Raw genomic sequence first — 18919 nt, 5'->3', positions numbered from 1 at the left:
TACAAGGAATGCCTCATGGCAGAACGTGAAAACCGCCGGGGCGGCCGCCGCGAAGAACGCGAGGAAAACCCGGAATTCCAGGATCGCCTTGTCGCGATCAACCGTGTGTCGAAGACCGTCAAGGGTGGCAAGCGCTTCGGCTTTGCAGCCCTGGTCGTTGTCGGCGATCAGCGCGGCCGCGTGGGCTTTGGCAAGGGCAAGGCCAAGGAAGTGCCGGAAGCGATCCGCAAGGCAACCGAGCAGGCCAAGCGTTCGCTGGTTCGCGTGCCCCTGCGCGACGGCCGCACCCTGCACCACGATATCGAAGGTCGTCATGGCGCCGGCAAGGTGATCATGCGCACCGCCGTTCCGGGCACGGGCATCATCGCCGGTGGTCCGATGCGCGCTGTCTTCGAGATGCTGGGCGTCCAGGACGTCGTGGCCAAATCGCAGGGTTCGCAGAACCCCTACAACATGATCCGCGCGACGCTGGACGGCCTGAAAAAGGAAGCCAGCCCCCGTTCGGTCGCGCAGCGTCGCGGCAAGAAGGTGGCCGACATCCTGCCGCAGGACAACAAGCCTGCTGCCGAAGCCCCCGCCGAAACCGTCGAAGCGTAAGGAGACAGGCGAATGGCAACTATCGTCGTCAAGCAGATCGGCTCGCCGATCCGCCGCCCCGCCATCCAGCGTGAGACGCTGAAAGGCTTGGGTCTGAACAAGATGAACCGCACCCGCGAACTTGAGGATACGCCCTCGATCCGCGGCATGGTCGCCAAGATCCCGCATCTGGTGACGATCATCGAAGAAAAAGCCTGATCCGACCGGATCGGCAATACCAGGCGCTCCGGAGAAATCCGGGGCGTTTTTCATTGCGGCTTGATGCGTTAACCCTTTCCTAACCTCTGGCTCCTATTCCTGTCCGTGATGCAACCGGATGGGGAAGACGGTGACGCGGTTTCTTTGCGCCTGCCTTGTCTGGCTTGTTGCGGTTCCTTTTGCCCAGGCTGGCCCCTGGCCGCGTGATCCGGGGCAGGTTTTCTTGGCCGTATCGGGGGAATACGACAAGGCGCAGAACTTTCACCTTGGTTTGTATGCCGAATATGGTCTGTCCCGCCGCCGCGTTCTGGGCTTTGAACTGGGCCATACGGATGTGGGCGAGACGACGGCGATGATCTGGTATCAGAAGTCGCTCGACGGCGGGCAGGGTCCGTATCGGCTGTCCTATTCGATGGGCTTTGGCGCGATCCGCCGTGACGGAGAGATCCTGCCGCTAAGCCAAGCGGCGGTGATGCTGGGCCGCGGCTTTTCGGACCCATGGGACGGCGGCTGGATGACGGCCGAGGCGCGCGTGAAGGTTGCCGGCAAGACCGAGGAGATCACCGTGCGCGATGGGCTGACGCAGGTCGAATATGCATATCTGACGCCCGAGATCGTCGGCAAGCTGGACCTGACCCTTGGCATCCGCCCAACACCTGCCTGGGCCATCGTCAACCAGCTTCGGCTTGAAACGCGCAAGGACAGCGACTTTCAGGCCAAGCTGGCCAGTTCGGTCGTTTATGACATCCCCGGCCCGGCGCGGCTTGAGATGGGGCTCGTTGCCCCCTTGGCCGGGCCAAGCGAGCCTGCGATCAAGATCGGCACCTGGCTGGAGTTCTGATCCTATTCCTGGCAGGCATAGACCGCGCCGCCAACCGCCACGACCGAAACCGCCGCCCCGGCGACGATTGCGGGCGAGGAGGCCATGGCCGCCGCAGCCCCGCCAATCGAGGACAGCGCCCCGGTGATATAGCCTTGCGAACCGCTGATGATCACCGCCCCGGACCCGTCGGGCAGCGCCTTGGCGCCGTTGATCGCGCCCCGCGCCGCAGCGCCGGTGATGGCGACGGCGGCATTCTTGGTTTGGTTGACCCGCTGGCAGACCGTCCTGGCGGGCGCCTCGCAACGGCCATAGGCATCGCGTTGGCCAAGGTCATAGCCGATGATCGAATCGCTCGACTTGTCGTGGCGCAGGCAGAAGGGGCCACGTTCGTCGTCGGTCAGGTCAGGCGTAAGGCTGCGCAGCACGACATAGCTGGGGCAGGTGTCGCGGCCCCAGGAGGTGAAGAAGATCTCGCGCCGGCTGAAGTGATCGCGCAGGCCCGGTTCGTCGGTATCATAGGCCAGCGGCACGTCGCGGCCGTTGATGCGGGCTGTGCAGAAGGTCGGTTCGGCCTGGGCGGCAAGGGGTGCAAGAAGCAGGGCGGCAAGGAAAAGGGCAATGCGGGTCATGAAATCGGTCCGGACGCTGATCCTGTCCTGATAGCCCGGCCAGCCGCCACGGCAACTCACATCCGCTTGTCCAGTCGGAAAGCCAAGCCTTGCCCCAAGGGGCTGTTGCCGCTATACGCCCGCGGGTGCCATTGCGCACTGATTCACGAAACTGACATGCCGTGTCCGCCCCATCATCGCTTCGGGGGTGCGTCCGGCCTAGGAGAAGCGACATGAAACTGCATGAAATCCGCGACAACGAAGGCGCGAACCGCAAGAAAAAGCGCGTTGCGCGCGGTCCCGGTTCGGGCAAGGGCAAGACCGCCGGCCGTGGTATCAAGGGCCAGACCTCGCGTTCGGGCGTTGCGCTGAACGGATACGAGGGCGGCCAGATGCCGCTGTACCGCCGCCTGCCGAAGCGCGGCTTCACCAAGCCGAACGCAAAATCCTTCGCCGTTGTGAACCTGGGCCAGATCCAGTCCTTCATCGACGCGGGCAAGATCGACGCCACCGCGGAACTGACCGAGGACGCCTTGGTCGCTTCGGGCCTGGTGCGCCGCAAGCTGGACGGAATCCGTCTGCTGGGCAAGGGCGAACTGACCGCAGGCCTGACCATCGTGGTCACCGGCGCGTCGAAATCGGCCGTCGAGGCGGTCGAGAAGGCGGGCGGCAAGGTGTCGCTGCCGGTTCAGGCCGACGCGGCGGCGGAATAAGCTGTTGATCGGGGCGTTCGCGCCCCATAGATAGCGAACAGGTTTTCCTGGCGCCGCCGGTCCCCGGAAACGGGTCGGCGGCGCTGTCATGACACGGGACGTAAAACACATGGCGTCAGCCGCAGAACAGATGGCCGCGAACCTTTCATGGAGCGCATTCGGCAAGGCCACGGAACTTCGCCAGCGTATCTGGTTCACGATCGGCCTGCTGATCATCTATCGCCTTGGCACCTATATCCCGGTGCCGGGCATCGACGGCGCGGCGCTGCGCAACTTCATGGACCAGGCCCAGTCGGGCATCGGCGGGATCCTGTCGATGTTCACCGGCGGCGCGCTTGGCCGGATGGGCGTCTTTGCCCTGGGGATCATGCCCTATATCTCGGCCTCGATCATCGTGCAGCTTCTGACCTCGATGGTTCCGTCGCTGGAACAGCTGAAGAAGGAAGGCGAGCAGGGCCGCAAGAAGATCAACCAGTACACGCGCTATGGCACCGTGGCCCTGGCGCTGTTCCAGGCTTACGGCCTTGCGAAGTCGCTTGAGGCTGGCGGCCTGGCCCATGATCCCGGCCTGTTCTTCCAGGCCTCGGTGGTCATCACCCTGGTCGGCGGCACCATGTTCCTGATGTGGCTGGGCGAGCAGATCACCGCGCGCGGCATCGGCAACGGCATCTCTCTGATCATCTTCGTGGGCATCGTCGCCGAGATTCCCGCCGCACTTGCGAACTTCTTCGCGCAGGGCCGGTCGGGCGCCATTTCGACCCCGGTGATCCTTGGCGTGATCGTCATGGTGGTGGCCGTGATCGCCTTCGTGGTCTTCATGGAACGCGCGCTTCGCAAGATCCGCATCCAGTATCCGCGGCGCCAGGTCGGCATGAAGATCTATGACGGCCAGTCCTCGCACCTGCCGATCAAGGTCAACCCGGCTGGCGTCATCCCGGCGATCTTCGCATCCTCCCTGCTGCTGCTGCCGATCACGATTTCGACCTTCTCGGGCAACCAGACGGGTCCGATCATGTCCACGATCCTGGCCTATTTCGGCCCGGGCCAGCCGCTGTACCTGATCTTCTTCGCGGCGATGATCGTGTTCTTCGCCTATTTCTATACCCACAACGTCAGCTTCAAATCCGACGACGTGGCCGAGAACCTGAAGAACCAGGGCGGCTTCATTCCGGGCATCCGTCCCGGCAAGCGGACCGAGGAATACCTGGACTATGTCGTGAACCGCGTGCTGGTGATCGGCGCGGCCTATCTGGCGGCCGTCTGTCTTTTGCCCGAAATCCTACGCCACCAGTGGTCGGTTCCCTTCTACTTTGGCGGCACGTCGGTCCTGATCGTGGTTTCGGTGACGATGGACACGATCAACCAGGTGCAAAGCCATCTTCTGGCCCATCAGTACGAAGGCCTGATTGAGAAATCCCAGTTGCGTGGTAAACGCAAAGAGGGAAGCGCAAAGCCGCGTCGCGCACCGTCGCGCCGCTAACGGCCCGAAGGGCTGACGAGGGGGACAGACCTTACATGACGATCAATATCATTCTGCTGGGGCCGCCCGGTGCCGGCAAGGGAACCCAGGCCCGCCGGCTTGTCGAGGAACGCGGCCTGGCGCAGTTGTCCACCGGCGACATGCTGCGCGCCGCCCGCTCCTCGGGGACCGAGATGGGCAAGCGCGTGGCCGAGGTGATGGACCGGGGCGAGCTGGTCACCGACGAGATCGTCATCGGCCTGATCCGCGAAAAGCTGTCCGAAGGCGGCAACGGCTTCATCTTCGACGGCTTCCCCCGCACGCTGGCGCAGGCCGACGCGCTTGGGCAGTTGCTGGACGAAACGGGCATGGTGCTGGACGCCGTGGTCGAGATGCAGGTCGACGATCAGGCGCTTGTGCGCCGCATCACCGGGCGCTTCACCTGCGGCCATTGCGGCGAGGTTTATCACGACGAGACGAAGCCCACGGCCAAGCCGGGGGTTTGCGATGTCTGCGGATCGACCGACCTGCGCCGGCGGGCCGATGACAACGAGGACAGCCTGAAGACGCGGCTTCTGGAATACTACAAGAAGACCTCGCCCCTGATCGGCTACTACTATGCCAAGGGCAAGCTGACGCCGGTGGACGGGCTGGCCGAAATGGACCAGGTCGCGCGGCAGATCTCGGCGGTGCTGCCGTTGTCAAGCCTCGACCCTACCGGGACTTGACGAAGGGGATCACGACCTTTAAGTCACGGCATCTCGCAAGAGAATCACCCCAACGGGGTGGACCATCAGCGGCCCGAAGGCATCGCTTTCGGGCCTTACGTTGTGAAAAAAGGTTCCGGCGCTACGGAACCGCAACCGATAAAGGATAACGCGTGGCTCGTATTGCTGGCGTCAACATTCCGACCGGGAAACGCGTCCCGATCGCTCTGACCTATATCCACGGCATCGGCGACATGTATGCCGAACAGATCTGCGAAGCTGTCGGCATCGACCGCGCGCGCCGTGTCAACGACCTGTCGGACGCCGAAGTCCTGCAGATCCGCGAATACATCGACGCGAACCTGACGGTCGAGGGCGACCTGCGCCGCGAAACCCAGATGAACATCAAGCGCATGATGGACCTGGGTTCGTATCGCGGCCTGCGTCACCGTCGCGGTCTGCCGGTCCGCGGTCAGCGCACCCACACCAATGCCCGTACCCGCAAGGGCCCGGCGAAGCCCATCGCCGGCAAGAAGAAATAAGGGGGGAACGGTTTTATGGCACGTGACAAGACCCGCATGAAGCGCAAGGAACGCAAGAACATCGCCACCGGCGTTGCGCATGTGAATTCCAGCTTCAACAACACCAAGATCCTGATCTCGGACGTCCAGGGCAACGCGATCTCGTGGTCGTCCGCCGGCACGATGGGCTTCAAGGGTTCGCGCAAGTCGACCCCCTACGCCGCCCAGATGGCTGCCGAGGACGCTGGCAAGAAAGCCCAGGAACACGGCGTGCGCACGCTTGAAGTGGAAGTCCAGGGCCCCGGCTCGGGCCGCGAATCGGCGCTGCGCGCCCTGGCGGCCGTCGGCTTCAACATCACGGCGATCCGCGACGTGACGCCGATTGCCCATAACGGCTGCCGCCCCCCGAAGCGCCGCCGCGTCTGATTTCAGATGATGCATACCCGGACCGCGCGGCTTCGCGCGGTTCGGTCTTTACGTTTTCAACCTCGGGCGTTTCCGGCCAAGGACATGGGACGGGAACAAGAATGGAGGCAAACGCATGATCCACAAGAATTGGGCCGAGCTGATCAAGCCGACGCAGCTGGTCGTCAAGCCGGGCGCGGATGCCACCCGCACCGCCACGCTTGTCGCCGAGCCGCTGGAGCGGGGCTTCGGCCTGACGCTGGGCAACGCGCTTCGCCGCGTGCTTCTGTCGTCGCTGCAGGGCGGCGCCATCACCTCGGTGCAGATCGACAATGTCCTGCATGAATTCAGCAGCGTCGCCGGCGTCCGCGAGGACGTGACCGACATCGTCCTGAACCTCAAGGGCGTCACGCTGAAGATGGATGTGGAAGGGCCCAAGCGCCTGACCCTGTCCGCAAAGGGCCCGGGCGAGGTCAAGGCAGGCGACATCCAGGAAACGGCCGGGATCACGATCCTGAACCGCGACCATGTCATCTGCCACCTGGACGACGGCGCCGACCTGAACATGGAACTGACCGTGCAGACGGGCAAGGGCTATGTCGCGGCCGACAAGAACCGTCCCGAGGATGCGCCCATCGGACTGATCCCGATCGACGCCATCTTCTCGCCGGTCAAGCGCGTCAGCTATGAAGTCACGCCCACCCGCGAGGGGCAGGTGCTGGACTATGACAAGCTGACGATGAAGATCGAGACGGACGGATCGCTGACCCCGGAAGACGCCGTGGCCTATGCCGCGCGCATCGTCCAGGACCAGCTTTCGGTCTTCGTCAACTTCGACGAGCCTGAATCGGCCAACCGCCAGGATGCCGAGGATGGTCTGGAATTCGATCCGCGCCTGCTGAAGAAGGTGGACGAGCTGGAACTGTCGGTCCGTTCCGCCAACTGCCTGAAGAACGACAACATCGTCTATATCGGCGATCTGATCCAGAAAACCGAAGCCGAGATGCTGCGCACCCCGAACTTCGGCCGCAAGTCCTTGAACGAGATCAAGGAAGTGCTGTCGGGCATGGGCCTGCACCTGGGCATGGACGTTGTCGACTGGCCGCCAGAGAACATCGAGGATCTGGCCAAGCGCTTCGACGACCAGTTCTAAGTTCGGCGGGGGTTTCGGCCCCCGTCACGATGGGCATTCCGCCCCAAGGAGAGCGGCCCGCACGCATGGGCTGCCGGACAAAGCAAAAGACGTTAACGGAGAATCATCATGCGTCATGCCCGTGGCTATCGCCGCCTCAACCGCACCCATGAACACCGCAAGGCGCTGTTCGCCAACATGGCCGGCTCGCTGATCGAGCACGAGCAGATCAAGACGACCCTGCCCAAGGCCAAGGAACTGCGCCCGATCATCGAAAAGCTGATCACGCTGGCCAAGCGCGGCGACTTGCACGCCCGTCGTCAGGCTGCCTCGCAGCTGAAGCAGGACCAGTATGTCGCCAAGCTGTTCGACGTTCTCGGCGCGCGCTACAAGGACCGCCAGGGCGGTTATGTCCGCGTCCTGAAGGCCGGCTTCCGCTATGGCGACATGGCGCCGATGGCGATCATCGAATTCGTCGACCGCGACACCTCGGCCAAGGGTGCTGCTGACCGCGCCCGTGTCGAGGCCGAATCCGCGGCCGCCGAATAAGACGCTGCTGTTCCAGATCGAATCAGACGCCTCGCAGCCCGGTCGGTTGCGAGGCGTTTTTTGCAATAGCGGGATGAAATGCCACGGTGTCCGACAGGCAGATGGCCCGCACAAGTGCCTGGGCGGCTTCGTGCCGTTCCTCGGCCGTCAAGGGCATCGCCAGCAGTTGCTGGTGAAGGCTGACGGGCAGAACGGAAATGCCGCTGGATTGCCGCATAGGCGGGATCTCCTATCCTATTAAGGATATGGCAACTATTATCGGTCAAACATACTTTGTCCGTTGACGTCTTCAAACGCAATTTGTCTAAAAAGTCATGTCATCACGCGCCGATATCAATGCTGGCTTGCACAAACTGGGGAAAATGGCCCCTGCGGGTTATTTCGTGGGCCTGCACATCCGTTTTGCCGCCCCCTTGATGCAGTTCCAGACCTATTCCGAGGAATGGGCGGACTTTTATTCCCAGAACGGATATGCGCTGCGTGACCCCACGATTGCCTGGGGATTCTCGACAACCGGCGCCTGCCGCTGGTCCAGCCTGCCGATCCCGGATCCGTTCAATATTCTGAAGGACGCAGCAAACCACGGCCTGACCTTTGGCCTGACGGTGTCCTGCGGTCCCATCACCTCGCGCACGATCGCAAGCTTCGCGCGCGATGACCGCGAGTTCACGGATAACGAGATCGAAGAGATCTCGACCACGGTACGTCGGCTTCATGATGCAACGGAGCCGCCGGCGAGCCTGACAAAGGCTCAGAAAGAGGCCCTTCGTTGTGTCGCGGAGGGTGATCGTCATGCGGCAGCGGCAGCCAAACTTGGCATTACCGAAAGCGCGTTCAAGGCCAGGCTGATTTCGGTCCGCGAAAGACTGAAGGCACGCACCACGGCCGAGGCGCTGCAACGGGCCAAGGAATACCGTCTGCTCTAGGCGCTCGCCCAGGGGATCCGTGATGTGGGGAAGGGTCAACCTCACACCCCAGGAGTAAGACAATGCAGACGACCACGCTTTCCTTTTCGAACCTTCACAACCACGGCGAACTGTTCGCCAACCTGTTCCGCGCCCGAAAACAAAGCTTCATCATCCAGAAGAACTGGGACCTGCCCGAGGCCGAGGACATGGAGTTCGACCAGTATGACACCCCGCAAAGCCGCTGGATCGCCGTCCATGACAAGGGCGAGGTGCTTGCAGGCTTCCGCCTGACGCCGACCACGGCGCGCTGCGGCATCTACAGCTACATGATCCGGGACGCGCAGAAGGGTATCCTGGGCGGGTCCATCCCGCAGGATCTGCTGGACGCCGAGGCGCCGGTGGACGACCAGGTCTGGGAATGCTCGCGCGTGTTCGTCAGCCACGACATCCCGCAGATGTATCGTCGCAAGGTCCACTTCAAGATGGTCGAGGCGATGACCGGATCGGCCCGCGAACTGGGTGCCACCCGGCTGATCGCGCTGACCGGCGCAAGCTGGCCCCGGTGGTATGGCCGCTGCGGGTTGGAGGCCGAGGCGATCGGCCGCGTCATGTGGATCGACGACGCGAACTTCCAGTGCGTCGCCATCAACCTGGCGCCCAAGATGCACTAAGGGCAGGGGCTGTTCGCAGCCTTCAGCCCGTCCTACAATGATGGCATCATGCCCGACCTGTTCGACGCCAGCACCCGTTCCGATCCACCGTCCTCCCCGGCGGTGCGACCCCTGGCCGACCGCATCCGCCCCGTGCGCATGGGCGATGTGATCGGCCAGGGAAAGGTGCTCGGCCCCGACGGGCCGCTGGGATCCATGCTGGCATCCCGCAGCCTGTCCTCGCTGATCCTGTGGGGGCCGCCCGGCGTCGGCAAGACCACCATCGCGCGGCTTCTGGCTGCCGAGACGGACCTGGCCTTCGTGCAGATCAGCGCCATCTTTTCCGGCGTGCCGGAACTGCGCAAGGTCTTCGAAACCGCAAAACTGCGCCGCCAGCAGGGGCGGGGCACGCTGCTGTTCGTGGACGAGATCCACCGCTTCAACAAGGCGCAGCAGGACAGCTTCCTGCCGTACATGGAGGACGGGACGATCCTTCTGGTCGGTGCGACGACCGAGAACCCGTCCTTCGAACTGAACGCCGCGCTGATGTCGCGGGCGCAGGTGATCGTTCTGGAACGCCTGTCCCTGCGCGACCTGGAACTGCTGGCGCAGCGTGCCGAACGAGAACTGGGCAACAAGCTGCCCCTGACCGCCGAGGCACGCGAGGCGCTGCTGGAGATGGCCGACGGCGATGGCCGCGCCGCGCTGAACCTGATCGAGCAGGTCGCGGCCTGGAAGACCGACAAGCCCATCGACCAGCCGGCGATGGCCCAGCGGCTGATGCGCCGGGCCGCCAAATACGACAAGTCCGGCGACGAGCATTACAACCTGATCTCGGCCCTGCACAAATCGGTGCGCGGCAGCGACCCGGACGCGGCGCTGTACTGGCTGTCGCGGATGCTGGAGGGGGGCGAGGATCCCCGGTATCTGGCCCGCCGCATCACCCGCATGGCGGTCGAGGATATCGGCCTGGCCGACCCGGCCGCGCAGCGCCACTGCCTGGATGCCTGGGCGCTTTATGAACGGCTGGGTTCGCCCGAGGGCGAGCTGGCCCTGGCGCAGGCGGTGATTTATCTTGCGCTCGCACCGAAATCGAACGCGGGCTATGTCGCCTACAAGGCCGCGCGGGCCGAAGCGCGGCGCACCGGCAGCCTGATGCCGCCCGCCCATATCCTGAACGCTCCCACGCAGATGATGAAGGACCAGGGCTATGGCGCGGGCTATGCCTATGACCACGATGCCGAGGACGGCTTTTCCGGCCAGAACTATTTCCCCGACGGGATGAAGCGCCCCGTTCTTTATGTCCCGGTCGAGCGGGGGTTCGAACGGGAACTGAAGAAGCGGCTGGACTGGTTCGTATCCCAGCGGCTGAAGCGCGGCAGTTGACTTTGCCCGCGCGGGACCACAGAGACGCGCCATGAACCCCTTTCTGCAAGTCGCCATTGGCGGGGCCATCGGGGCCACCTGCCGCTTTGCGCTTTACCGGCTGATGCCGCTGGCTTGGCAGGCCACGCTGCTGGTCAACGTGCTGGGCAGTTTCGCGATGGGGCTTCTGGCCGCGGCCTTTGCGCATCGCTTTGGCAATGGCTGGGCGCCGCTTTTGCTGACGGGCGTTCTGGGTGGTTTCACGACCTTCTCGGCGTTCTCGCTGGATGTTGTGACGCTGTGGGAACGGGGGCAGGGCGCGGGGGCGTTCGCTTATGTCGGGGCTTCGGTCCTGTTGTCGCTGGCCGCCGTCCTGGCGGGGCTGGCCTTGGGACGAGGAATTTGGGCATGAGTGCCGTTCAAACCATCCGCGTCGGCGGGGACGAGGGCGAGCAGCGCCTGGACCGCTGGCTGAAGAAGAAGTTTCCCCATTTGGGCCAGATCACCATCGAGAAGCTGTGCCGCACCGGCCAGATCCGCGTGGACGGCGGGCGCGTCAAGCCTGCCACGCGCGTCGAGACGGGGCAGGAGGTTCGCATTCCCCCGCTGCCCGATGCGCAGCCCGCCCAACTGCGCGCGAAGGAGCGTCCGCTGGGGCCGCGCGTGACGGACGCGGACGCGCAGATGATCCAGGCTGCGGTCCTGTGGAAGGACGAACATATCATCGCCCTGAACAAGCCGCCGGGCCTGCCCTCCCAGGGTGGCAGCGGGCAGGGGGACCGGCATGTGGACGGGCTGACGACCGCGTTGATGTTCGGCTTCAAGGACCGGCCGAAGCTGGTGCATCGGCTGGACAAGGATACGTCGGGCGTGCTGCTGCTGGCGCGCACGGATCGGGTCGCACGCGCCCTGTCCGAGGCGTTCCGGTCGCGGACCACGCGCAAGATCTACTGGGCTGCCGTGGCTGGTGTCCCGCATCCGCGCATGGGCACGATCCGGTTTGGCCTGGTCAAGGGCGGCGGCGGGCGTGGCGACAACGAAAAGATGATCGCCGTCCATCCCCGCGACATCGACTCGACCGAGGGCGCCAAGCGCGCCACCACCGATTATGCCGTGCTGGACGCGCTTGGCACCCGGACCAGTTGGTGCGCGCTTGTGCCGGTCACCGGGCGCACCCACCAGCTGCGCGCGCATATGGCGGAACTGGGCCATCCGATCGTCGGCGACGGCAAGTATGGCGGGTCGGGCCAGGAAAACCTGGGCGACGGCTGGGGCGCCCAACTGGGTGGAGAGATCAGCAAGAAGCTGCATCTCCACGCCCGCAGCATCAGCTTCGACCACCCGATCACCAAGAAGCGCATCACCCTGACCGCGCCCTTGCCCGACCACATGGCCCGGACCTGGAAGACGCTGGGCTGGCACGAGAACGACGTGCCCGACGATCCCTTCGCGGACGACGAATGAAGCTGGTCGTCTTCGATGTCGACGGCACCCTGATCGACAGCCAGGACCATATCCACCACGCCATGGCCCAGGCGTTCCGTGTCGCAGGCCTGGCGCCCTTGCCGCGGGCCGAGGTGCTGGAGATCGTCGGCCTGTCGCTGCCGGTCGCGGTTGCGCATCTGGCGCCGGGGCAGGACGGCGCAACCCAGGCGCGGATCGTTGCGGCCTATCGCCAGGCCTACATGCAGGCGCGGCTGGTCCGGGCGGCGCCGCTGTACGACGGCGCGATGGCCTGCCTTGACCTGCTGGGCGGGCGCGACGACATGCTGCTGGCCGTGGCGACCGGCAAGTCGCGGCGCGGCCTTGGGGCGATGATCGCCGCGCATGGGCTGGAAGGGCGCTTTGTCAGCCTGCAGACTGCGGATGACCACCCGTCGAAGCCGCATCCTTCGATGCTGCTGGCGGCGATGGAGGAGGCGGGCGTTGCACCGTCGGATGCGGTGATGATCGGCGACACCAGCTTTGACATGGACATGGCGGGGGCGGCGGGCATTGCAGCCTTTGGCGTCGCCTGGGGTTATCACCCGGTGGAACGCCTGCAGGCGTCGGGCGCGGCCCATGTGGCGGGCGATTTCACGGAACTGGCACAGGCAATAGAACGGTGGGCGGCATGAGCGAATGGAAGGCGCGGCGTTTCTGGAAGACGGCGCAGGTCAGGCCGGTCGAGACCGGCTTCGAGATCTTTCTGGACGATCGGCCCTTGCGAACCCCCGGCAAGCAGCCGCTTGTCCTGCCGGTCGAGGGGCTGGCCCGGGCCGTTGCGCAGGAATGGGATGCGCAGCAGGATGTCATCGATCCCAACTCGATGCCCCTGACCCGCGCGGCCAATTCCGCGATCGAGAAGGTCACGCCGCAATTTGCCGCCGTAGCGGACATGCTTGCCGAATACGGAGGCACCGATCTTCTGTCCTATCGCGCCGACCAGCCGGCCGAACTGGTCCGCCGCCAGGCCGAGGCATGGGATCCGCTGGTGGACTGGGCGGCCAGGGATCTGCGCGCGCCCCTGCGCATCACGCATGGCGTGATCCCCATCGCGCAGGATCCCCAGGTGCTGGCCTGCCTGCGCGGGCATCTGGACGATCTCGATCCCCTTGGCCTGACGGCTTTGCACGATCTTGTGACGCTGCCCGGATCCCTGATTCTTGGGCTTGCCGTCGTCCGGGGCCGCATCGACGCGACCGAGGCTTTCCGCCTGTCGCGGATCGACGAGGATTTCCAGATCGAACGCTGGGGCCAGGACGAGGAAGCACAAGCTGCCGCGGAAAGCCGCAGGACCGCGATGCTGAACGCCGAACGGCTCTGGAGGCTGTCGCGCCTCAGTTGAATGTGCCCGCTTCGTGGGCGTCACGCTTGACGCGTCGGGAAGGATCGGCACTATGTTGCCTATGGGACGCCCCCCTGCCGGGGGCTTTCGCAGAAAAGCCCGGCCGCAAAGGTCCGGGCGTCGCCCTGGTCCGGCTGGGGCGGCATCCAACAAAGGGGTAGAAATGAAGACTTCCGTATTCCTGGGCTCTGTCGCCGCCGCCACGCTGATGGCCGGGGCGGGCATGGCCGACACGCTGGCCGATGTGAAGGCGCGCGGTGAATTGAACTGTGGCGTGAACACCGGCCTTGTCGGTTTTGCCGCACCGGATGCGAACGGCAACTGGACCGGCTTCGACGTGGACATCTGCAAGGCCGTCGCCGCTGCCGTGCTGGGCGATCCGTCCAAGGTGAAATACGTGCCCACGACCGGCCAGACGCGCTTCACCGCCCTGTCCTCGGGCGAGGTGGACATCCTGGCGCGGAACTCGACCTGGACCTTTTCGCGCGACACCGACCTGAAGCTGGATTTCGTGGGGGTCAACTATTACGACGGCCAGGGCTTCATGGTGCGCAAGGACCTGGGCGTGACCTCGGCCAAGGAACTGGACGGCGCGACCATCTGCATCCAGACCGGGACCACGACCGAACTGAACCTCGCCGACTACTTCAAGGCCAACAACATGGCCTACCAGCCCGTCAACATCGACAGCAATGCCGAGGGCGAGCAGCAGTACATGGCGGGCGCCTGCGACGCCTATACGACCGACGCCTCGGGCCTGGCGGCGACCCGCGCGGCCTTTGCCGACCCGGAAAACCACATCATCCTGCCCGAGATCATCTCGAAGGAACCGCTTGGGCCGGCCGTGCGCCACGGCGACAGCAACTGGGGTGACGTCGCCCGCTGGACGCTTTACGCCCTGATCGCGGCCGAGGAATACGGCATCACCTCGAAGAACATCGAGGAGTTGTCGAAGTCCTCGCAGAACCCCGAGGTTCAGCGCCTTCTGGGCGTGACGGACGACCTGGGTGCGATGATCGGCCTGGACAAGGACTGGGCCAAGCGCGCCATCCTGGCCAGCGGCAACTATGGCGAGATCTTCGCGGCCAATATCGGCGAGCAGACCCCGATCGGTCTGGCTCGCGGCCTGAACGCACAATGGACCCAAGGCGGGTTGATGTATGCGATGCCCTTCCGCTAAGGGCTGAGGACGACCGAAGGGGGCGCAATCGCGCCCCTTTCGCACCATCACAAAAGACCGGTCGCGGCAAACGCAGCCACAAAAGGCAGGACCGGCTACAGGGGTAAGATTGAATGACGGACATGTCCGCGCCGGCGAACCCGCCGTTCCGGCCCAGTATGCTGATCTATGATCGGCGTTATCGGTCGATGACCTTCCAGGTGATCGTCTTCATCCTGGTCATGGGATTGGCCTGGTGGCTGGTCAACAACACGATCCGCAACCTTGCGGCGCTGGGCAAGGACTTCAACTTTGGCTTCCTGTGGCAGCGCGCGGGCTATGACATCCCGCAGACGCCGATCCCCTATACCTCGGACGACACGCATTTCCGCGCCGCCGTGGTGGGTCTGCTGAACACGCTGATCGTGTCGATCCTGGGCTGCATCGCGGCGACCTTCGTGGGCATCATCGCGGGCGTGGCGCGGCTGTCGAACAACTGGCTGATCGCCCGGCTGATGACCGTCTATGTCGAGGCTTTCCGCAACGTGCCCCTGCTGTTGTGGATCCTGATCGTCTTTGCCGTCTTCACCGAGATCATGCCCCCGCCCAATGCCTTCCGGGGCGACGATCCGGCGGCCAGCATGATCCTGTTCGACCATGTGGCCCTGACCAACCGCTATACCGCGATCCCGACGCTGGCCATGACCAACGATCCGGGCAGCCTGGATCTGGGCGCCCGGATCACCTTCAACTGGGCCACCATCGCCTTTGTCCTGGTCCTGATCGGCGGATGGTTCGTGCGCCGCATGATCGGCGCCTGGGCGCAGCGGGTGCAGGACCAGACCGGCAGCCGCCCCACGACCTGGTGGATGAGCCTGGCCGTGATGACCGTTCCGTCCCTGCTGCTGATCTGGTTCTTCGGCCTGCATTTCGAAGCACCCGAATTGCGCGGCTTCAACTTCGCGGGCGGGCTGAACGTGCAGAACGGGCTTGTCGCGCTGTGGCTGGCGCTGACGCTGTATACCGGCGCCTTCATTGCGGAGATCGTGCGTGCGGGCATCCTGGCCGTCAGCCGCGGGCAAAGCGAGGCAGCCTTTGCCCTTGGCCTGCGCCCGGGCCGCACGATGAACCTGGTTATCCTGCCGCAGGCGCTGCGGGTCATCATCCCGCCGCTGATCTCGCAATACCTGAACCTGATGAAGAACAGTTCCTTGGCGATCGCCGTGGGCTACATGGACATCAAGGGCACGCTGGGCGGCACGACGCTGAACCAGACGGGGCGGGAACTGGAATCCATCGTGCTGATGATGGGGGTCTATCTGGTCCTCAGCCTGATCATCTCGGCCGGGATGAACGTCTTCAATTCCCGCGTGAAGCTGAAGGAGCGGTGAGATGAGCGACACACATGCCCAGACCGTCCCCTTCGTCCGCGACACCATGCTTCCCGCAGCCGAGCCTCCGATCCGCGAGGCGGGTGCGGTCCGCTGGCTGCGCGAAAACCTGTTCTCGGGCCCGGTCAACACGGTCCTGACCATCCTGGGCGTCCTGGTCGTCTGGTTCCTGGTCAGCCATTTCTGGGATTGGTTCGCCCATTCGGTCTGGAACGCGGGCAGCCTGTCCGAATGCCGCCAGATCATCGCCGAGCGTTGGGGCGAGGGCGCGCGCGGCGCCTGCTGGGCCGTCATCCGCGAACGCTGGAACCAGTATACCTACGGGTTCTACCCGTCAGAGCTGTATTGGCGCCCGACCATGGCCTTTGGCCTGCTGTTCCTGGCCCTGGCGCCGGTCCTGTTCTCGGAAGCGCCGGGCATCCGCCGGATCGTGCTGGGCACGACGACGGTGCTGACGCTGGGGCTGATGATCGCGCTTGGCGCACCGGCAGCCTGGCTGGTCTTTGCCGCCGTGGTGCTGATCGGCGGGCTGGTGATCTCGGAACGGCAGGTGTCCCTGCTGCTGGTCTTCTCGATCCTTTATCCGCTGATGGGGGTCTGGTTCCTGTGGGGTGGCTCGGCCTGGGGGCCGATCATGGTGCTGGTGGGGCCAGTCCTGGGCTGGATTGCCTGGCGGGTGCTGCATCCTGTCTCGAGCCTTGTGGCCATCATCGCGGCCCTGGTCATTCCCCTGCTGTGGTGGATCGGTTACGCGGGCGAGGCCGCGCGCGATGCCGAGGGCATCCTGTCGCTGTCCATCCCCGCTGTCGCCTCGGATCGCTTCGGTGGCTTCCTGCTGTCGATCACCATCGGCATCGCCGGGATCGCGCTGTCGCTGCCGCTGGGGATCGTCCTGGCCTTGGCGCGGCGGTCGGACATGTTCCTGGTGAAGTCGCTGGCGGTGATCTTCATCGAGTTCATCCGGGGCGTGCCGCTGATCGCGCTGCTGTTCGTGGCATCGCTGCTGCTGAACTATTTCCTGCCGCCGGGCACCAACTTCGACATCATCCTGCGCGTCATCATCATGGTCACCTTGTTCTCGGCCGCCTATATGGCCGAGGTGATCCGGGGTGGTCTGGCCGCACTTCCCAAGGGGCAGTACGAGGCCGCCGATGCGCTTGGCCTGGATTACTGGAAGGCGCAGCGGCTGATCGTGCTGCCGCAGGCGCTGAAGATTTCGATCCCCGGCATCGTGTCCACCTTCATCGGCATGTTCAAGGACACGACGCTTGTGACCTTCGTCGGCCTTTACGATCCGTTGAAATCCATGTCGGACGCCGTGCGGGCCAGCACGTCCTGGAAGGGCATCTACTGGGAGCCCTATATCTTCGTCGGCTTCATCTTCTTTCTGATCTGCTTCGGCATGTCGCGCTATTCGATGTATCTCGAGCGCCGGCTGGCCCGCGACCACAGGTAAGGACCCTGCCATGAGCGACACCATCACCCGCCCCATCGACCGCAGCCACATGCAGGTCAGCGACGAGGTCGCGATCGACATCCGCAACATGAACAAGTGGTATGGCAGCTTTCACGTGCTGCGCGACATCGACCTGACCGTCCACCGGGGCGAGCGGATCGTGATCGCGGGGCCATCGGGGTCTGGCAAGTCCACCCTGATCCGCTGCATCAACCGGCTGGAGGAACACCAGTCCGGGCATATCGTCGTGGACGGGATCGAGCTGACCAACGACATCAAGAACATCGACAAGGTGCGGTCCGAAGTGGGCATGGTGTTTCAGCACTTCAACCTGTTCCCGCATCTGACGGTACTTGAGAACTGCACCCTTGCGCCGATCTGGGTGCGCAAGGTGCCGCGCCGCCAGGCCGAGGAAACGGCCATGCGCTTCCTGGAAAAGGTGAAGATCCCCGAACAGGCCAGCAAGTATCCCGGCCAATTGTCGGGCGGTCAGCAGCAGCGCGTCGCCATCGCCCGGTCACTGTGCATGCAGCCCAAGATCATGCTGTTCGACGAACCGACCAGTGCCCTTGACCCCGAGATGATCAAGGAGGTCCTGGATACCATGATCGAGCTGGCCGAGGAGGGGATGACCATGATCTGCGTCACGCACGAAATGGGTTTTGCCCAAGCTGTCGCGAACCGGGTGATCTTCATGGACCAGGGCCAGATCGTCGAGCAGAACGAGCCGCGCGAGTTCTTCAATAATCCCAAGTCAGAACGCACCAAGCTGTTCCTGAGCCAGATCCTGGGGCATTGAGAGGCAAGGCCGGGGGACTTCACGTCCCCCGGACCCCCTGTGGGATATTTAAGCCAAGATGAAGTGTCAGTGCCGTCCATCGAGGCGCACGAAATCCATGACGCTGCCCTGGCCGGGTTCGACCTGTGACCAACTGTCGATCTGGAAATCCACGACAAGCGTCGCGCCGGTCGGATAGCGGCGGAAATCGGGATCCAGTGGCAGTCGCGCGGGCAGAAGGGCCGCAAATTCCGAAATGCCTGGGTTGTGGCCCAGCATCATGACCGTGGGATGGCTGGCGGTCTTCAGGATCGACAGCATCTTTTCGGGGCCGGCCTGATAAAGGCCCGGCTCGATCCGGACCACGGGGCGGACCTCCAAGGGCGCGCTGGCGATGGTCGTCCAGGTTTCCTGCGTGCGCGCGGCCGAGGAACACAGGACCTCCTCGGGTTCATAGCCGCGAGAGGCCATCCAGTCGCCAAGCGCCAGGGCCGACCGGCGACCGCGATCATTCAGCGGCCGGTCGTGATCGGCCAGTGCGGGATCGTCCCAGGCGGACTTCGCGTGGCGGGTCAGGATCAGCCGTCGGTGTCCAAGCGGTGTCATATGCGATCTGTCCCCGTGTCATGCCTGTTCGGATCGCAGCCTGCCACAGGCCCGGCGCGTTCGGCAA

The 18919-nt window shown here is 64.4% G+C and carries 24 protein-coding genes; 21 read left to right on the top strand and 3 right to left on the bottom strand.

Going from position 1 to position 18919, the window contains the following annotated elements:
* Positions 1-15: 15 nt before the first annotated feature.
* The 3 genes from rpsE (at position 16) to FIU66_RS10910 (ending at position 1636) form a co-directional block, all read left to right on the top strand.
* On the top strand, positions 16-597 hold the full coding sequence (gene rpsE / locus FIU66_RS10920; protein ID WP_167622725.1) for a 30S ribosomal protein S5: 582 nt from the start codon (positions 16-18) through the stop codon (positions 595-597).
* Positions 598-609: 12 nt separating this feature from the next.
* A complete protein-coding gene (gene rpmD / locus FIU66_RS10915) occupies positions 610-795 on the top strand; it encodes a 50S ribosomal protein L30 (RefSeq protein WP_103173018.1) in 186 nt (61 codons plus the stop codon).
* A gap of 223 nt (positions 796-1018) precedes the next feature.
* Positions 1019-1636 (top strand): hypothetical protein, encoded by a 618-nt coding sequence (locus FIU66_RS10910; RefSeq protein ID WP_240544668.1) that lies wholly within the window; start codon positions 1019-1021, stop codon positions 1634-1636.
* Positions 1637-1638: 2 nt separating this feature from the next.
* Here the strand turns inward: FIU66_RS10910 and FIU66_RS10905 are convergent, their stop codons facing one another.
* A complete protein-coding gene (locus tag FIU66_RS10905) occupies positions 1639-2247 on the bottom strand; it encodes a hypothetical protein (RefSeq protein ID WP_167622723.1) in 609 nt (202 codons plus the stop codon).
* A 212-nt stretch (positions 2248-2459) separates the two neighbouring features.
* Here FIU66_RS10905 and rplO point away from each other — a divergent pair, with 212 nt between their 5' ends.
* The 7 genes from rplO (at position 2460) to rplQ (ending at position 7712) form a co-directional block, all read left to right on the top strand.
* Entirely contained in the window at positions 2460-2939 is a 480-nt protein-coding gene (gene rplO, locus FIU66_RS10900) for a 50S ribosomal protein L15 (RefSeq protein WP_167622722.1), read from the top strand.
* A gap of 109 nt (positions 2940-3048) precedes the next feature.
* Positions 3049-4419 carry a preprotein translocase subunit SecY gene (gene secY, locus FIU66_RS10895; RefSeq protein ID WP_167622721.1) on the top strand — a complete coding sequence of 457 codons (1371 nt, stop codon included), beginning with the start codon at positions 3049-3051 and terminating at the stop codon, positions 4417-4419.
* Between the two features lie 35 nt (positions 4420-4454).
* Entirely contained in the window at positions 4455-5126 is a 672-nt protein-coding gene (locus FIU66_RS10890) for an adenylate kinase (RefSeq protein ID WP_167622720.1), read from the top strand.
* A gap of 152 nt (positions 5127-5278) precedes the next feature.
* The gene (rpsM, locus tag FIU66_RS10885; RefSeq protein ID WP_167622719.1) at positions 5279-5647 is read left to right on the top strand and encodes a 30S ribosomal protein S13; all 369 of its coding nucleotides are present in this window, start codon (positions 5279-5281) and stop codon (positions 5645-5647) included.
* Positions 5648-5662: 15 nt separating this feature from the next.
* Positions 5663-6052, top strand: a complete 390-nt coding sequence (gene rpsK, locus FIU66_RS10880; RefSeq protein WP_167622718.1) for a 30S ribosomal protein S11 — start codon at positions 5663-5665, stop codon at positions 6050-6052.
* Positions 6053-6167: 115 nt separating this feature from the next.
* Complete coding sequence (locus tag FIU66_RS10875; RefSeq protein WP_167622717.1) at positions 6168-7184, top strand: DNA-directed RNA polymerase subunit alpha; 1017 nt, start codon at positions 6168-6170, stop codon at positions 7182-7184.
* A 108-nt stretch (positions 7185-7292) separates the two neighbouring features.
* Complete coding sequence (gene rplQ, locus FIU66_RS10870) at positions 7293-7712, top strand: 50S ribosomal protein L17 (protein WP_167622716.1); 420 nt, start codon at positions 7293-7295, stop codon at positions 7710-7712.
* Positions 7713-7734: 22 nt separating this feature from the next.
* On the opposite strand, the gene FIU66_RS10865 is transcribed toward rplQ, so the two are convergent.
* Entirely contained in the window at positions 7735-7929 is a 195-nt protein-coding gene (locus FIU66_RS10865) for a hypothetical protein (protein WP_167622715.1), read from the bottom strand.
* 97 nt (positions 7930-8026) lie between these two features.
* On the opposite strand from FIU66_RS10865, the gene FIU66_RS10860 reads away from it, so the two are divergent.
* From FIU66_RS10860 to FIU66_RS10810, 11 genes are all read left to right on the top strand, one after another.
* Positions 8027-8638, top strand: coding sequence for an autoinducer binding domain-containing protein (locus FIU66_RS10860; RefSeq protein ID WP_167622714.1), 612 nt, complete (start codon positions 8027-8029; stop codon positions 8636-8638).
* Between the two features lie 62 nt (positions 8639-8700).
* Positions 8701-9291 (top strand): acyl-homoserine-lactone synthase, encoded by a 591-nt coding sequence (locus tag FIU66_RS10855; protein ID WP_167622713.1) that lies wholly within the window; start codon positions 8701-8703, stop codon positions 9289-9291.
* 48 nt (positions 9292-9339) lie between these two features.
* Positions 9340-10656 (top strand): replication-associated recombination protein A, encoded by a 1317-nt coding sequence (locus FIU66_RS10850; protein ID WP_167622712.1) that lies wholly within the window; start codon positions 9340-9342, stop codon positions 10654-10656.
* 31 nt (positions 10657-10687) lie between these two features.
* Positions 10688-11047: a CrcB family protein gene (locus tag FIU66_RS10845; protein ID WP_167622711.1), complete on the top strand. Its 360-nt coding sequence runs from the start codon at positions 10688-10690 to the stop codon at positions 11045-11047.
* Positions 11044-12099 carry an RluA family pseudouridine synthase gene (locus FIU66_RS10840; protein ID WP_167622710.1) on the top strand — a complete coding sequence of 352 codons (1056 nt, stop codon included), beginning with the start codon at positions 11044-11046 and terminating at the stop codon, positions 12097-12099. The genes FIU66_RS10845 and FIU66_RS10840 overlap by 4 nt, the downstream gene beginning before the upstream one ends.
* The gene (locus FIU66_RS10835) at positions 12096-12752 is read left to right on the top strand and encodes an HAD-IA family hydrolase (RefSeq protein ID WP_167622709.1); all 657 of its coding nucleotides are present in this window, start codon (positions 12096-12098) and stop codon (positions 12750-12752) included. Before FIU66_RS10840 ends, FIU66_RS10835 begins: the two co-directional genes overlap by 4 nt.
* A complete protein-coding gene (locus FIU66_RS10830) occupies positions 12749-13462 on the top strand; it encodes an ATP12 family chaperone protein (protein WP_167622708.1) in 714 nt (237 codons plus the stop codon). Before FIU66_RS10835 ends, FIU66_RS10830 begins: the two co-directional genes overlap by 4 nt.
* 163 nt (positions 13463-13625) lie before the next feature.
* Complete coding sequence (locus FIU66_RS10825) at positions 13626-14642, top strand: amino acid ABC transporter substrate-binding protein (protein ID WP_167622707.1); 1017 nt, start codon at positions 13626-13628, stop codon at positions 14640-14642.
* Positions 14643-14755: 113 nt separating this feature from the next.
* The gene (locus FIU66_RS10820) at positions 14756-16012 is read left to right on the top strand and encodes an amino acid ABC transporter permease (RefSeq protein WP_167622706.1); all 1257 of its coding nucleotides are present in this window, start codon (positions 14756-14758) and stop codon (positions 16010-16012) included.
* A gap of 1 nt (position 16013) precedes the next feature.
* A complete protein-coding gene (locus FIU66_RS10815) occupies positions 16014-17468 on the top strand; it encodes an amino acid ABC transporter permease (protein WP_167622705.1) in 1455 nt (484 codons plus the stop codon).
* Positions 17469-17478: 10 nt separating this feature from the next.
* Positions 17479-18267 (top strand): amino acid ABC transporter ATP-binding protein, encoded by a 789-nt coding sequence (locus FIU66_RS10810; RefSeq protein ID WP_167622704.1) that lies wholly within the window; start codon positions 17479-17481, stop codon positions 18265-18267.
* 66 nt (positions 18268-18333) lie between these two features.
* Here FIU66_RS10810 and FIU66_RS10805 read toward each other — a convergent pair whose 3' ends face one another.
* The gene (locus FIU66_RS10805) at positions 18334-18852 is read right to left on the bottom strand and encodes a histidine phosphatase family protein (RefSeq protein ID WP_167622703.1); all 519 of its coding nucleotides are present in this window, start codon (positions 18850-18852) and stop codon (positions 18334-18336) included.
* Between the last annotated feature and the right edge of the window lie 67 nt (positions 18853-18919).

The sequence above is a fragment of the Paracoccus sp. AK26 genome (assembly GCF_011801365.1).
Lineage (GTDB): Bacteria > Pseudomonadota > Alphaproteobacteria > Rhodobacterales > Rhodobacteraceae > Paracoccus > Paracoccus aerius.
Note: the sequence above shows the minus strand (reverse complement) of the source record. Positions and strands in the feature narration are given on the sequence as shown.